The sequence below is a fragment of the Saccharothrix sp. ST-888 genome (assembly GCF_000955975.1).
Classification (GTDB): Bacteria; Actinomycetota; Actinomycetes; order Streptomycetales; family Streptomycetaceae; genus Kitasatospora.
In genome coordinates this window covers 15250-30454 of the sequence record NZ_JYJF01000040.1, presented here as the reverse complement: position 1 = coordinate 30454, position 15205 = coordinate 15250, and the positions used below count along the sequence as shown (strand labels likewise).

The 15205-nt window shown below is 73.0% G+C and carries 6 protein-coding genes; 5 read left to right on the top strand and 1 reads right to left on the bottom strand.

What is annotated here, in order from left to right; translation table 11 throughout:
* Positions 1-56 precede the first annotated feature (56 nt).
* Positions 57-1682: an L-glutamate gamma-semialdehyde dehydrogenase gene (pruA, locus tag UK12_RS15205; RefSeq protein ID WP_045303510.1), complete on the top strand. Its 1626-nt coding sequence runs from the start codon at positions 57-59 to the stop codon at positions 1680-1682.
* 366 nt (positions 1683-2048) lie between these two features.
* Entirely contained in the window at positions 2049-6995 is a 4947-nt protein-coding gene (locus UK12_RS15200) for an NAD-glutamate dehydrogenase (protein ID WP_045303493.1), read from the top strand.
* A 261-nt stretch (positions 6996-7256) separates the two neighbouring features.
* On the opposite strand, the gene UK12_RS15195 is transcribed toward UK12_RS15200, so the two are convergent.
* Positions 7257-10169: an FHA domain-containing protein gene (locus tag UK12_RS15195; protein WP_197084877.1), complete on the bottom strand. Its 2913-nt coding sequence runs from the start codon at positions 10167-10169 to the stop codon at positions 7257-7259.
* Between the two features lie 431 nt (positions 10170-10600).
* Between UK12_RS15195 and UK12_RS15190 the strand changes: the two genes are divergently transcribed.
* The 3 genes from UK12_RS15190 (at position 10601) to prfB (ending at position 15128) form a co-directional block, all read left to right on the top strand.
* On the top strand, positions 10601-12502 hold the full coding sequence (locus tag UK12_RS15190; RefSeq protein WP_045303492.1) for a serine/threonine-protein kinase: 1902 nt from the start codon (positions 10601-10603) through the stop codon (positions 12500-12502).
* A 158-nt stretch (positions 12503-12660) separates the two neighbouring features.
* On the top strand, positions 12661-13980 hold the full coding sequence (locus tag UK12_RS15185; RefSeq protein WP_082119635.1) for a serine/threonine-protein kinase: 1320 nt from the start codon (positions 12661-12663) through the stop codon (positions 13978-13980).
* Positions 13981-14015: 35 nt separating this feature from the next.
* The gene (gene prfB, locus UK12_RS15180; protein WP_045303491.1) at positions 14016-15128 is read left to right on the top strand and encodes a peptide chain release factor 2; all 1113 of its coding nucleotides are present in this window, start codon (positions 14016-14018) and stop codon (positions 15126-15128) included.
* The last annotated feature ends 77 nt before the right edge of the window (positions 15129-15205 follow it).

The window sequence follows — 15205 nt, the reverse complement described above, 5'->3', positions numbered from 1 at the left end:
CAGTCTGGGATCGCCCCCGGACGACGACCCCGGACCGATCGGAGCTCCCCATGCCCATCGACGCAGTGACCCAGGTACCGGTCCCGGCCAATGAGCCGGTGCACTCCTACGCTCCCGGGAGCCCCGAGCGGGACCGGCTGGAGGCGAGGCTGGACGAGCTGGCCGCCGAGCCGATCCCGCTGCCGATGACGATCGGCGGTGCGCAGCGGTTCGGCGGTGGTGAGCGGATCGACGTGGTCCAGCCGCACCACCACGCCGCCAAGCTGGGAGTGCTCGGCAACGCGACCCGGGAGGATGCCCGGCTGGCGGTGGACGCGGCGCTCGCGGCGGCGCCCGAGTGGCGTTCGCTCTCCTTCGACGACCGGGCGGCGGTCTTCCTGCGGGCGGCCGATCTGCTGGCCGGTCCGTGGCGGGAGACGGTCGCGGCGGCGACCATGCTCGGCCAGTCGAAGACGGTGCAGCAGGCCGAGATCGACGCTCCGTGCGAGCTGGTGGACTTCTGGCGCTTCAACGTGCAGTTCGCCCGGCAGGTCCTGGCCGACCAGCCACTCTCCTCGCCGGGGGTGTGGAACCGCACCGACCACCGTCCGCTGGAGGGTTTCGTCTACGCGGTGTCGCCGTTCAACTTCACCGCCATCGCCGGCAACCTGCCGACCGCGCCGGCGCTGATGGGCAACACCGTGGTCTGGAAGCCGTCACCGACCCAGACGCTCTCCGCGTACTACCTGATGCGGGTGCTGGAGGCGGCCGGGCTGCCGCCCGGGGTGATCAATCTGGTGACCGGGGACGGGCAGCAGCTGTCCCAGGTGGCGCTGGCCGACCCGGCGCTGGCCGGGCTGCACTTCACCGGTTCGACCAGGACGTTCCAGACGCTCTGGCAGACCATCGGCGCCAACATCGGCTCGTACCGGGCGTACCCCAGGATCGTCGGCGAGACCGGCGGCAAGGACTTCCTGCTCGCGCACCCTTCGGCGGACCCGGAGGTGCTGAGGACGGCGATGCTCCGGGGAGCGTTCGAGTACCAGGGGCAGAAGTGCTCGGCACTCTCCCGGGCGTATCTGCCGCGCGGGATCTGGCTGCGGATCAAGGACGAGTTCCTGGCCGAGGTGGACGCGCTGCCCGTCGGCGACGTCTGCGACCTGACCAACTTCATGGGCGCGCTGATCGACCGCCGGGCGTACGGCCGGGTCCGGGCGGCGATCGACCGGGCCCGGCAGGACCCGGCCGTGGAGCTGGTGGCGGGCGGCCAGTACGACGACGCGATCGGGTACTTCGTCAGGCCGACCGTGCTGGTCTCGGCCGACCACCGCAACGAGATCTTCCACACCGAGTACTTCGGCCCGATCCTGGCCGTCCACGTCTACGAGGACGCCCGCTGGGCAGAGGCGCTGGAGCGGGTGGACACCGGGGCGCCGTACGGCCTGACCGGGGCGGTGATCGCCCAGGACCGGTACGCGATCGCCCGGGCGGTGGAGCAACTCCGCTTCTCCGCAGGCAACTTCTACATCAACGACAAGCCGACCGGTGCGGTGGTCGGCCAGCAGCCGTTCGGCGGCGGACGGGCCTCGGGGACCAACGACAAGGCGGGGGCGATGCAGAACCTGCTGCGCTGGACCTCGGCGCGTTCGATCAAGGAGACCTTCGTGCCGCCGACCGACCACCGGTACCCCCACATGCGCTGACGGTGCCCGTCAGGGGGCGTGGAGCGGCTCCCGGGAGCCCGCCGAACCTGACAGAGCCTGACACGCCGCCAGGCCACTTTGGACAAGATGTCCAGGACGGATCGATCTTCCTACGGGTTTGTGCCTTCATGTCCCCTGACACCTTCGTTTGCTCCGGCTAGGCTGGCTGGCGTCGTCGGGTTGGCAATCCAGGCCAAAGGACCTCACGTACCCAGATGGAGGGCAAGTCATGCGTGACATGGCGGCCTTTCGTAACCACCCATTAGGGCGGAATCTGGATCATGAGGGAGGATTGCAGACAGACCCGGCGGTGCACACCCGACACCACCGAGTCACGCAACGGCGCGCGACAGGAGCCAGACAGCCATGCAGACCAAGCTGGACGCAGCCAAGGCCGAACTGCTCACCAGGGCAGCAGCAGCCGCTGAGAACAGCCAGGTGGGGGGAGCGGCGCAGGGCGAAGGGCTGAGCAACGGTGCTCTGACCGCATACCTGCACCACTACTACCTCCACACCGCGCCCGAGGACCTGATCGACCGGGATCCGGTCGACGTCTACGGTGCGGCCGCCTCCCACTACCGGCTGGGGCTCAAGCGGCCCCAGGGCACCGCCGAGGTCCGGGTGTACACCCCGACCGTCGAAGAGAACGGCTGGTCCTGCGGCCACACCGTGGTCGAGGTGGTCACCGACGACATGCCCTTCCTGGTCGACTCGGTCACCAACGAGCTGACCCGTGAGGACCGCGGCATCCACGTGGTCATCCACCCCCAGCTGGCCGTCCGCCGTGACATCACCGGCAAGCTGCTGGAGATCCTCGACATCGACGCCTGCTCGCGCAGCCAGGCCGCCGGCGCCGAGTGGCCGGCCGACGCCGTGGTCGAGTCCTGGATGCACATCGAGATCGACCGCGAGACGGACCGCGAGGACCTCCGCTCGATCGAGGCCAACCTGCGCCGCGTCCTGGGCGATGTCCGCGAGGTCGTCGAGGACTGGTCCAAGATGCGCGACTCCGCGCTGCGGCTCGCCGACGAGCTCGCCCAGGAGCCCCCGGCCCACCTGCCCGAGCAGGAGGTCGGCGAGGCCTGGGAGCTGATGCGCTGGCTGGCCGACGACCACTTCACCTTCCTCGGCTACCGCGAGTACGACCTGGCCGAGCACCAGGGCGAGGAGGTGCTGCGGGCCGTCCCCGGCACCGGTCTGGGCGTGCTGCGCTCCGACCCGCTCAGCCACGACACCGACCACCACCCGGTCAGCGAGGCCTTCGGCCGCCTGTCCGCCCCGGTCCGCGCCAAGGCGCACGAGAAGAAGCTCCTCGTGCTGACCAAGGCCAACAGCCGTGCGACCGTGCACCGTCCGGCCTACCTCGACTACGTCGGCGTGAAGAAGTTCGACGCCAACGGCGAGGTCGTCGGCGAGCGCCGCTTCCTCGGCCTGTTCTCCTCCGCCGCGTACACCGAGTCGGTCACCCGGATCCCGGTGGTCCGCCGCAAGGTGCAGGAGGTGCTGGCCGAGTCCGGCTTCAGCAGCGAGAGCCACGACGGCCGCGACCTGCTGCAGATCCTGGAGACCTTCCCCCGGGACGAGATCTTCCAGACCCCGGCCGAGGGCCTGCTCTCCATCGCGACCAGCGTGCTCTACCTGCAGGAGCGCCGCCGGCTGCGGCTGTTCCTGCGCCAGGACGAGTACGGGCGCTACTTCTCCGCGCTGATCTACCTGCCGCGCGACCGGTACAACACCCGGGTCCGCGAGCGGATCACCGGGATCCTCAAGGACGAGCTCAACGGCGACGCGATCGACTACACGATCTACTCGACCGAGTCCGTGCTCACCCGTCTCCACCTGGTGGTCCGGGTCGCCAAGGGCAGCTCGCTGCCGGAGCTCTCCGACGCCGACATCGAGCGGATCGAGGCCAAGCTGGCCGAGGCCGCCCGGTTCTGGATGGACGGCTTCCACGACCAGCTGCACATCGAGCTGGGCGAGGAGAAGGCCGCCGAGCTGGGCCGCAAGTACGCCAACGCCTTCCCCGACGGCTACCGCGCCGACTTCACCGCGCGGGCCGCCGTGGCCGACCTCAAGCACATCGAGTCGCTGAGCGGCGAGGGCGACTTCCGGCTCAACCTGTACCAGCCGGTCGGCGCGGCGCACGACGAGCGCCGCTTCAAGATCTACCGGGTCGGCGGCCCGATCTCGCTCACCGAGGTCCTGCCGGTGCTGTCCCGCCTGGGCGTCGAGGTGCTCGACGAGCACCCGTACGCGCTGACCCGCGCCGACGGCTCCACCGCGTGGGTGGTGGACTTCGGCCTGCGGCTGCGCGAGGGCATCAACCTCACCGACGAGGCCCGCGAGCGCTTCCAGGACACCTTCTCGGCCACCTGGACCGGCCAGGCCGAGAACGACCGCTTCAACGAGCTGGTCATGACCGCTGGGCTGACCTGGCGCCAGGCCGTCGTGCTGCGCGCCTACGCCAAGTACCTCCGCCAGGCCGGGAGCACCTTCTCCCAGGACTACATGGAGGACGCGCTCCGCAACAACACCCACACCACCCGGCTGCTGGTCAACCTCTTCGAGGCCCGCCTCAGCCCCGGCCACCAGCAGGGCTCCGGGGAGCTGACCGAAGGCATCCTGGAGGAGCTGGCGGGCGCCCTGGACGAGGTCGTCTCGCTGGACGAGGACCGCATCCTGCGCTCCTTCCTCAACCTGATCAAGGCCACCCTGCGGACCAACTTCTTCCAGCACGACTCCGAGGGCAGCCGGCACGGCTACCTCTCGATGAAGTTCGACCCGCAGGCCATCCCCGACCTGCCGGCGCCGCGCCCGGCCTTCGAGATCTGGGTCTACTCGCCCCGGGTCGAGGGCGTGCACCTGCGCTTCGGCAAGGTCGCCCGCGGCGGCCTGCGCTGGTCCGACCGGCGCGAGGACTTCCGTACCGAGATCCTCGGCCTGGTCAAGGCCCAGATGGTCAAGAACACCGTGATCGTCCCGGTCGGCGCCAAGGGCGGCTTCGTCGCCAAGCAGCTGCCGGACCCGACGGTGGACCGCGACGCCTGGCTGGCCGAGGGCATCGCCTCGTACAAGACCTTCATCTCGGCGCTGCTCGACATCACCGACAACCTGAAGGCCGGCAAGGTCGTCCACCCCGCCGACGTGGTCCGCCACGACGAGGACGACACCTACCTGGTCGTCGCCGCGGACAAGGGCACCGCGACCTTCTCCGACATCGCCAACGGTGTCGCCGAGTCGTACGGCTTCTGGCTGGGCGACGCCTTCGCCTCCGGCGGCTCGGCCGGTTACGACCACAAGGGCATGGGCATCACGGCGCGCGGCGCCTGGGAGTCCGTCAAGCGCAACTTCCGCCAGCTGGGCGTGGACACCCAGTCGCAGGAGTTCACCGTGGTCGGCATCGGCGACATGTCCGGTGACGTCTTCGGCAACGGCATGCTGCTCAGCGAGCACATCCGGCTGGTCGCCGCCTTCGACCACCGGCACATCTTCCTCGACCCGAACCCGGTCGCCGCGACCGCCTACGCGGAGCGCCGCCGGCTCTTCGACCTGCCGCGCAGCTCCTGGGACGACTACGACAAGTCGCTGATCTCCACCGGCGGCGGGGTCTTCCCGCGCAGTGCCAAGTCGATCCAGCTGACCCCGCAGGTCCGCGCGGCGCTCGGGATCGAGGAGACCCGCCTCACCCCGGCCGAGCTGATGAAGGCCATCCTGCAGGCGCCCGTCGACCTGTTCTGGAACGGCGGCATCGGCACCTACATCAAGGCCGTCACGGAGACCAACGCCGAGGTCGGCGACAAGGCCAACGACGCCATCCGGGTCAACGGCGCCCAGGTCCGCGCCCGCGTGGTCGGCGAGGGCGGCAACCTCGGCTGCACCCAGCTCGGCCGGGTGGAGTACGCGGCGACCGGCGGCCCCGAGGGCACCGGCGGCTGGATCAACACCGACGCCATCGACAACTCGGCCGGTGTGGACACCTCGGACCACGAGGTGAACATCAAGATCCTGCTCAACCAGGTCGTCGCCGACGGCGACATGACCATCAAGCAGCGCAACGCCCTGCTCGCCGAGATGACCGACGAGGTCGGCCACCTGGTCCTGCGCAACAACTACGCGCAGAACGTGGTGCTGGCCAACGCGGTCAAGCAGGCGCACAGCCTGGTCAACGTGCACTCGCGCATGATCAACCGGTTCGAGGCGGACGGTCAGCTCGACCGGGCCCTGGAGTTCCTGCCGACCGAGCGCCAGATCCGGGACCGCCAGGCGGCCGGCCGCGGGCTCTCCCAGCCCGAGCTGTCGGTGCTGCTCGCGTACACCAAGATCGTGCTGGCCGAGGAGCTGCTCGCCACCGACCTGCCGGACGACCCGTACTTCCGCAGCACGCTGCACGAGTACTTCCCGACCGCGCTGCGCACCCGCTTCGCGGACGCGATCGACCGGCACCCGCTGCGCCGCGAGATCATCACCACGCTGATCGTCAACGACACGATCAACCGCGGTGGCTGCACCTTCGCCTTCCGCCTCCGCGAGGAGACCGGGGCGACCATGGCCGAGATCGCCCGCTCGCACACCGCGGCGCGCGCCGTCTTCGGTCTGGAGGACATCTGGGACGAGGTCGAGGGCCTGGACAACCAGGTGTCGGCCCGGATCCAGACCAAGATGCGGCTGCACTCCCGCCGACTGGTCGAGCGCGCCACCCGCTGGATGCTCAACAACCGGCGCCAGCCGCTCGACATCGCCGCCACCATCGAGTTCTTCCGCGAGGGCGTCGAGGAGGTCTGGAGCAGCCTGCCCAAGCCGCTCCACGGCGAGGACCTGACCTGGTTCGAGTCGGTCTACCAGGAGCTGGCCGAGTCCGGTGTCCCGGGGGGCCTGGCCACCCGGATCGCGGGTCTGTCCTCGACCTTCCCGGCCCTGGACATGGTCGGGGTCGCGGACAGCACGGGTGCCGAGGTGGCCGAGGTCGCCGAGCTCTACTACGACCTCGCCGACCGCCTGCAGATCACCCACCTGCTGGACCGGATCATCGACCTGCCCCGCACCGACCGCTGGTCCTCGATGGCCCGCGCGGCCATCCGCGAGGACCTGTTCGCGGCCCACTCGGCACTGACCGCCGACATCCTCGCCTGCGGCCCCGAGGGCGCCACGCCCGAGGAGCGGTACGAGGCCTGGGCCGAGATCAACAGCACGCTGCTGAGCCGGGCGAACACCACGCTGGACGACATAAGGGGTTCGGACAACTACGAGCTGTCCAGCCTCTCGGTCGCGATGCGGGTGATCCGCACGCTGCTGCGCACGGGCTCGATGCGCTGAGCCTGCCGAGGGCCTGACGAGGGCGGTACCGGATCATTCCGGTACCGCCCTCGCGGCGTTCCGGCCTCCGGAGGGGGTGGCGCCTCGGGCCGGTTGGGGGTGGTGTGATCGGCCTGTTGCGGTCGCGGGTGGTTGTTCGCGCAGTTCCCCGCGCCCCTGGAGGGAGGGGGAACCGTCAGGGGCGTAGGGGCAGCGTGAGCAGTCGCTACGGCTGTGGGCGGTTGCTGGCGTAGTTCCCCGGGCCCCTGGAGGGCTTGTGCCCTAGGGGGTGGTGGCGGCGCGTTGCAGGGCGCTGGCGAGCAGGGCCAGGTCGGTGGGGCCGTTGCCCAGTTCGCGGACCGGGCGGCGGGTCGGCGGGGCACCGAGCTGGGCGGGGTCGATGGCGACGACGGTCGGCCGGAGGGTCGCGGTGCGCGGGATGCGTCCGCTGACCCGGGCGGCCTGGAAGGCCGTGACGCCGCCGTCCGGGCGTCGCAGGTAACCCCGGCCCGGAGTGTCCTCGGCGAGCGCGGCGGCATCGCCGAGGTGGATCAGCAGGTCGGAGTCGGCGGGGTCGGCCGTCCGCAGCGCGATCCGCAGCTGTGCGACCTCGTCCACCTCGGTACCGGCGGTGTCCTCGGGGGAGCCGGTGCTGACCGCCAGGTGCACCCCGAGGCGTCCGCCGCGCTGGGCGACGGCCGCCAGGGCGCGGGCCAGCGGCCGTCCGGCGGGGGAGGTGGGGGCGAGCAGCGCGTCGTAGTCGTCCACCACCACGACCAGTCGGGCGGGTGCGGCGGGCCGGACGTCCGCCCCGGTGCGCGGCCCGGCCGTCCGGGTGACGGCGCCGGCCGGGCCGGCACTGCCCGCCGTGACCAGTGCGGCGGCGCCGGGCGTACCGCCGAGGGCGCGGGTGGTGTGCCAGGAGGTGAAGTCGAGGTCGCCGAGGACGGCCTCGCGCCGGTCCAGCTCGTCCAGCAGCGACTCGGCGGTGAGCAGGGCCTGCCGGGGGTCGGCGGCGGCGTCCAGATGGTCGGTCACATGCGGCAGGTCGGTACAGCTGCGCAGGCTGGACGGGTCGTCGGGACCGGCCGAACCCCGCCCCTCGACGACCGTGATCCGCAGCCGCTCGGGCCGTTCCGAGACGGCGAGCGAGGCGATCAGCGTCCGCAGCAGCTCGGTCTTGCCCGAGCCCCTCGCCCCGCCGACGATCAGGTGCGGGCCCACCGGCTCGGCACCCGCGAAGGACGGCGGACCGGCCAGGTCGGGGTCGGCCAGGTCGATGGTGCAGTGATCGTCGCGGGTGGTGCCGAGCAGGGCGGTGGCGGTGCCCGGACTGGAGGGCAGGGCGGCCCACCGGGCCGACAGCTTGGCGGGGGTGACGGTGTCCAGCCGCAGCAGGTCGAGCAGGCGCAGTGCGTCCGGCAGCGGGCCCCGACTGGCGGGGGAGGTCTCGGTGAGCGGGGCGAGCACGCGGGCGAGCCGTTCGGCCCAGGCGGCGGAGACGGCGTCCAGCGACACGTCCGTGACCGTCTCCCGGCCGCCCTGGGCGGGGCGGCTGACGGTGAGCTGGGTGGCGACCTCGCCGGTGATGTGGGCGGTGGCGCCCAGCCCGGGCGGCAGGTCGTCGGGCCGCTCGGCGAGGCAGATCGGGAACACCTTCCCCCAGCCGGGCGGCTGGGAGGTGCCCCCACCCCAGCCCCCCGCGTCGGAGGTGCCCCCACCTGCCCGGCGGCGGGCGAGCAGCAGCTCCAGGGCGTGGCGGGCGGCCGGGCTGCCCGGGTCGCCGTCCACCAGCAGGACGGTGGCGGGCGGCGCGGCGGCGGAGTCGAAGCCGGTACGGGCGGTGAGCTCGGTGAGCCTGGCCTCGGTCTGCTCGGGGCCGAAGCCGACCAGCAGCCGGCAGTCCTGCCCGTGCGCGGGGCGCAGGTGCGGCAGCCACAGGGCCCAGGACCAGTCGGCGGCCGACGCCTCGTCGGCGCTGACCAGGACCAGGTTCAGGACGCTCGGCGGGTGCAGCGCGGCGAGCTGGGCGACGGCGGCGCGGGCCAGCCCGAGGAGCCGGGCGCGCGGCCCGGTCAGGCCCAGGCTTCCGGCGCTGCGCAGGTCGACGGTGACGGGTACGGCGGGCAGTACGGCCCCCGGGGCGGTCCCGGGGCCGCCGGGCCGGTCGGCGGTGCCGAGCCGGAGGGCGAGTGCGTCGGGGTGGGCCGGGCCGCGCTCCCACAGCCGGGGCCCGGTGCCGAGCGCGGTGAGCAGCAGACCGGCCGGGTCGGGCCAGCGCTCGCGCTGGGCGGCGGTCTGGCGGAGCCGGGCGGCGGTGTGCTGCTGGGCGGCGCTGGGCTGCGGTTCGGGGGCGGCGGAGTGGCCGAGGGCGCGGGAGAGCAGGGCCCGGGCGCGCCCGCCGGGGGAGGGCGGCTCGGCGGCGGCGGGTACCGGCGGCTCGGCGGGGTGCGGCTTGGCGGGCGGGGCGGGGGCGAGCTGGAGGCGGCCCTGCCCGTCCGCTACGGGCTGCCGGGGCGACCCTGAGATATCCCCGAGATCGGGGTGCGCCGTGCCGTCGGGCCTGGCGACCTGGAGGGTGGACTCGCCGAGGCGGACCAGTCCGCCGTCGGGCAGGTCGGCGGCGGCGCCGCGCAGGAACCGCCCGTCCACCGTGGTGCCGTTGGTGGAGCCGAGGTCACGGACCGTCACCCGGCCGTCGGGGGACAGGTGCAGGGAGAGGTGGAGCCGGGAGACGTCGGGGTCGTCGAGGGGGACGTCGGCCTGGCTGGAGCGGCCGACCCGGATCTCCTCGCCGTGCAGCCGGTGCACCCCGCCCGCGTCGGGGCCGCCGACGATCCGCAGCTCGGGGGCGGTGCCGCCGACGGGCTCGTCGGCGTCCGGGTCGGGTTCGTTGAGGGCGAGGACGGCGCCGTCGAGCAGCGGGGGGTGGCCGAGCAGGGCCTGGTCGTCGAGCCGCTGGTCGCCCGCGTACAGGTGCACGTGGGTGGCGGAGCGCGGGCCGCGCACGCCCACCGCGCCGGCCAGGGCGCCCGCGACGGTGCCGAGCGCCGTGCCGACGGGGGCGGTGACCAGGACGTCGGTGGCGGATCCGGCGGCGGCCGAGCCGCTGCGGGGTCGGAGGACGGTCAGCCGGATCTGCATCTCGCCCGGTCCCTTCTGCTCGTCTAGGCCCTGCCGGTCGATCTCGGGCACGTGATCAGCCGTGCTCCCCGGCCCGGGCCGGGAAGTGCCTCGCTCCCGGAGCCCCGTGCCTCGGGGAGGTGCCGGGTCGCCGTCCGAGGACCGGCCGGCCGGTCCTGAGCGACGCCGTACCCTCGCCTGCCGTCACACGTGTGGCGCATGCCATCCTGCCACTCGGGGCCGACAGCGCGCGCCCGGTACCGGATTTGACGATCTTGCGATGATCGCCATGGTGGAGCCGACGGGCAGTCAGGTCAACCTGCCCGCTGGTCCGCCCCCTAGGGGAGACCCCCGAGGTCTGCCGCGCACTGTCGGCGGCGCGGCCCGGCGACTGCCTCGGAAAGCCGCGCGGTCACCGTTAGAGTTGCCGAAAACACGGGCCCGCAGCCCGTCGCGAACGGGCCCCTCCTCGGCCGATGGAGGGCGCGGAGAGAGAGTCACAGGTGCGGCCAGTCGGCAGCAAGTATCTGCTTGAGGAAACCCTCGGGCGCGGGGCCACCGGCACCGTGTGGCGCGCCCAGGTGCGGGAGGACGCCGCCGTTCCCGGCATCGAACCCGGGCGGCCGGTCGCGATCAAGATACTGCGCGAGGAGCTCGCGGCCGATCCGGACGTGGTGATGCGCTTCCTGCGCGAGCGCTCGGTCCTGCTGCGGCTCACCCACCCGAACATCGTCAGGGTCCGCGACCTGGTGGTCGAGGGCGAGCTGCTGGCGCTGGTGATGGACCTGGGCGAGGGCCCCGACCTGTACCGCTACCTGCGCACCAACGGGCCGTTCAGCCCGGTCGCGGGCGCGCTGCTGATGGCCCAGATCGCCGACGCGCTGGCCGCGAGCCACACCGACGGCATCGTCCACCGGGACCTCAAGCCGGCAAACGTCCTGCTCGCCACCGTCTCCGTGGACGGCGCCGAGCAGATGCACCCGATGCTCACCGACTTCGGTATCGCCCGGCTCGCCGACTCCCCGGGCATCACCCGTACCCACGAGTTCGTCGGCACCCCCGCGTACGTCGCCCCGGAGTCCGCCGACGGCCGTCCGCAGACCGCCGCCGTGGACGTCTACGGCGCCGGGATCATGCTGTACGAGCTGGTCACCGGCCGTCCGCCGTTCGAGGGCGACAGCCCGGTGGCGATCCTGGCCGCGCACCTGCGGGAGGAGCCGCAGCGCCCGCGCACCATGCCCGAGCCGCTCTGGACGGTGATCGAGCGCTGCCTGCGCAAGAACCCGGCCGAGCGCCCCAGCGCGGTCTCGCTGGCGCACGCCCTGCGGGTGGTCGCCGCCGGGATCGGGGTGCACTCCTCCCCGGCGGCCGTGGACGCGGCGATCGAGGTCGGGGCCCTGCTGCTGCCTGACCCCCGACTGAGCTCCGCGTCCGCCGCCGAGGTGCAGTCCGGTGACGCCCTCGCCGACGCCTTCGGCGAGGCCGCGCCGACCCAGGTGCTGCCCTCCAACGCGGGCAGCTACGACCCGGCGGCCGCCACCCAGGTCTTCGGCGCCGCGCCCGGGGTCCAGCAGTTCGGCGCGCAGGACCGCACCCAGGTGATGGGCACCCCGCCCGGCGGTGCCGCGGACCGGACCGCGGTGATGCCGCCGATGCCCCCGGGCGGGCCCGCCGGGCCGCCGCAGGCCGAGACGCCGCACCCGTGGCAGACCCAGCTGCGCGCCGCCCGCGACCGCAACCAGCAGACCGAGATCGGCTACCTCGACCCGGAGGAGCTGGCCGCCCCCCAGGTGGCCCCGCGCCCGTACCAGGCGCCCCGGCCCGGTCAGCAGCCCCCGCCCGCCCAGCCGCCGTACGGCCGCCCGCCGCAGGGGCAGCAGCGTCCCGGCTACGCCGACCGCCCGCCGGTCGCGCCGCCGCCGTACCGGGCCGACCAGGGCGGTCCGGCCCGGCAGCAGCCGTACGGCGGTCGTCAGCCGTACCAGCAGCCGCAGGGGTACCCGCCGCCCCAGCCGTACCAGCAGCAGCCCGCTCAGGGTTACCCGCAGGCGTACCCGCCGCCCGTTCCCCAGCCCGCGCCGGCCCCCGCGCCGCAGCCGGCCCGCCGGGCCGAGCCCGCGCCGCCGCGCCGGGCCGAGCCGCCGGCCCCGAGGCCGCGCGACCCCGAGCCGAGGGAGCGCGAACCGCGGCGTGAGGCGCCGCCCGCGCGAGAGCCGCGCCGCCGCAGCCCGAACCGGATGTACATCCCGGGTCTGGGCTGTCTCAAGGGCTGTCTGATGGTGCTGCTGATCCTCGCGGTGGCGGCGGTGGCGCTGTGGAACTTCACGCCGCTTCCGCACTACTGGGACACCGTGCACGGCTGGTACACCAGCGTGAGCGACTGGTTCGGCAAGTACACCAACTAGCTGACGGTCCGGCAGTTCGCGACTTTGCCGCTATGTCGACAATTCGAGATATTTCTCGTCAATTGGCGTCCCCCGGAGCCCTCCCGGCGTCTCTCGGAGGGCTCCGGGGCGCGTAGGTTGGTCGCTGAGCACCGACCTACCGAGCCCACGGAGCAGCATTGGCACGCAAGATCGGCAGCCGGTACACCGTCCACCAGGTGATCGGCCGGGGTTCCGCAGGAACCGTGTGGCTCGGTGAGGGGCCGGACGGACCGGTCGCGGTAAAGCTGCTGCGCGAGGACCTGGCGTCCGACCAGGTACTCGTCGGCCGCTTCGTCCAGGAGCGGACCGCCCTCACCAGCCTGGACCACCCCCGGGTGGTCGGCGTGCACGACATGGTGGTCGACGGCAGCGACCTCGCCCTGGTGATGGAACTGGTGCAGGGCACCGACCTGCGCACCCGGTTGGAGCGGGACGGCGTCCTCACCCCGCGGCACGCCGTCTCGGTGATCGCCGACGTCGCCGACGGCCTCGCCGCCGCCCACGCGGCGGGGATCGTCCACCGCGACGTCAAGCCGGAGAACGTCCTGCTCGACCTCGCGGCTCCGCCGGGCCCGGGCGGCGCCCCGCGCGCCAAGCTCACCGACTTCGGCATCGCCCGCCTGGTCGACGCCCCGCGCCGGACCCGGGCCACCCGGATCATCGGCACCCCCGACTACCTCGCCCCGGAGATCATCGAGGGCCTGGAGCCGCGGGCCGCCGTCGACATCTACGCCCTGGCCACCGTGCTGTACGAGGTCCTGGCGGGCTTCACCCCGTTCGGCGGCGGGCACACCGGGGCCGTACTGCGCCGCCATGTCACCGAGTCCGTCCCGCCCGTCCCCGGACTGCCGGACGGCCTGTGGCGGATCATCGCCGAGTGCCTGGCCAAGGCCCCGGCGTCCCGGCTGCGCGCCGCCGAGCTGGCCGAGCGCCTGCGCGAGCAGCTCCCCGGGCTGGACGAGCTGCCCGCGCTGGCCGTCCCGGCGCAGGGCAAGTTGCTCGCCGAGGAGGCGCTCACCCCCGGCGAGGCGGTCTACGCCGAGGCCGAGACGGGCCCCGGCACCCACCGGCGCCGCCGGGGTCCCGCCGTGCCGCTGGTTCCGGGGCCGTCCCCGGACTCCACCCGGGACACCCACACCAGCCTGCGCCGCCCCTCCCCGCACGAGCTGGCCTCCTACGCGGCCGAGTCGGACGCGCAGCGCAGCAACGCCGTCCCGGCCGCCCACCGCAAGGGCCGCCGGGCCCTGGTCAGGCGCCGCCGGACGATCGCGGTGCTGATCGCGGTGGTGCTGCTGCTGGCGGGTGCGGCGGCGGCGTTCGCGGCCTTCGCCGGTGGCGGCGGCGGGGGTGGCCGCGGTGGCGGCCGGGAGGGCGGCCGAGTGGGCGCGGCGAGCCTTGCGGGGAGCGTCCTGGCGGCCCCGAGCCCCCGGTCCGCTCCCTTGATCCCCCGGTTGTAGCCGAGCTCCTCCGCGGAACCATTAGTCTTGGTTACGTGGCAGCCGTCGATCCTTCCGAAGAGCTCAAGTCCCTCGAAACGACCATGGGGTCGATCGAGGCCGTCCTCGACCTGGACAAGATCCGGGCCGACATCGCACGTTTGGAGGAGGAGGCAGCCGCCCCCGCCCTGTGGGACGACGTCGTGAACGCGCAGAAGGTCACCAGCCGGCTCTCCTTCCTGCAGGGGGAGCTGCGCAAGGTGCAGACCCTGCGGGGCCGGGTCGAGGACCTGGGCGTCCTGTTCGAGCTGGCCGAGGACGAGGGCGACGCGGACGCCCGCGCCGAGGCCGAGTCCGAGCTGGTCTCGGTCAAGAAGGCCGTCGAGGAGCTGGAGGTCCGTACCCTCCTCTCCGGCGAGTACGACGCCCGTGAGGCCCTGGTCAACATCCGGGCCGAGGCCGGTGGCGTGGACGCCGCCGACTTCGCCGAGCAGCTGCTGCGCATGTACCTGCGCTGGGCCGAGCGGCACGGCTACTCGACCGAGGTCTACGACACCTCGTACGCGGAGGAGGCCGGCATCAAGTCCGCGACCTTCACCGTGAAGTCCCCCTACGCCTACGGCACCCTCTCGGTCGAGCAGGGCACCCACCGCCTGGTGCGCATCTCGCCGTTCGACAACCAGGGCCGCCGCCAGACGTCCTTCGCGGGCGTCGAGGTCCTCCCGGTCGTGGAGCAGAGCGACCACGTCGACATCGACGAGTCCGAGCTGCGCATCGACGTCTACCGCGCCTCCGGCCCCGGCGGCCAGGGCGTCAACACCACCGACTCGGCGGTCCGGATCACCCACCTGCCGACCGGCGTCGTGGTCTCCTGCCAGAACGAGCGCTCGCAGATCCAGAACAAGGCCTCGGCGATGAACGTCCTCCAGGCCAAGCTGCTGGAGCGGCGCCGCCAGGAGGAGCGCGCCCTGATGGACTCGCTCAAGGGCGAGGGCAGCTCCTGGGGCAACCAGATGCGCTCGTACGTCCTGCACCCGTACCAGATGGTCAAGGACCTGCGCACCGAGTACGAGGTCGGCAACCCGCAGTCCGTGCTGGACGGCGACATCGACGGCTTCATCGAGGCCGGCATCCGCTGGCGCAAGCAGAGCGAGACCGCCGACAACTGACAAGCCTGATACGTGAAAGGGCCCCCGGGTGACCGGGGGCCCTTTCACGTATCGGCGTCCGCGTTCGTCGTCCGGTG

Excerpts from the sequence above, each read along its gene's own strand:
- UK12_RS15200 (WP_045303493.1), top strand. The coding sequence starts at position 2,049 with ATGCAGACCAAGCTGGACGCAGCCAAGGCCGAACTGCTCACCAGGGCA.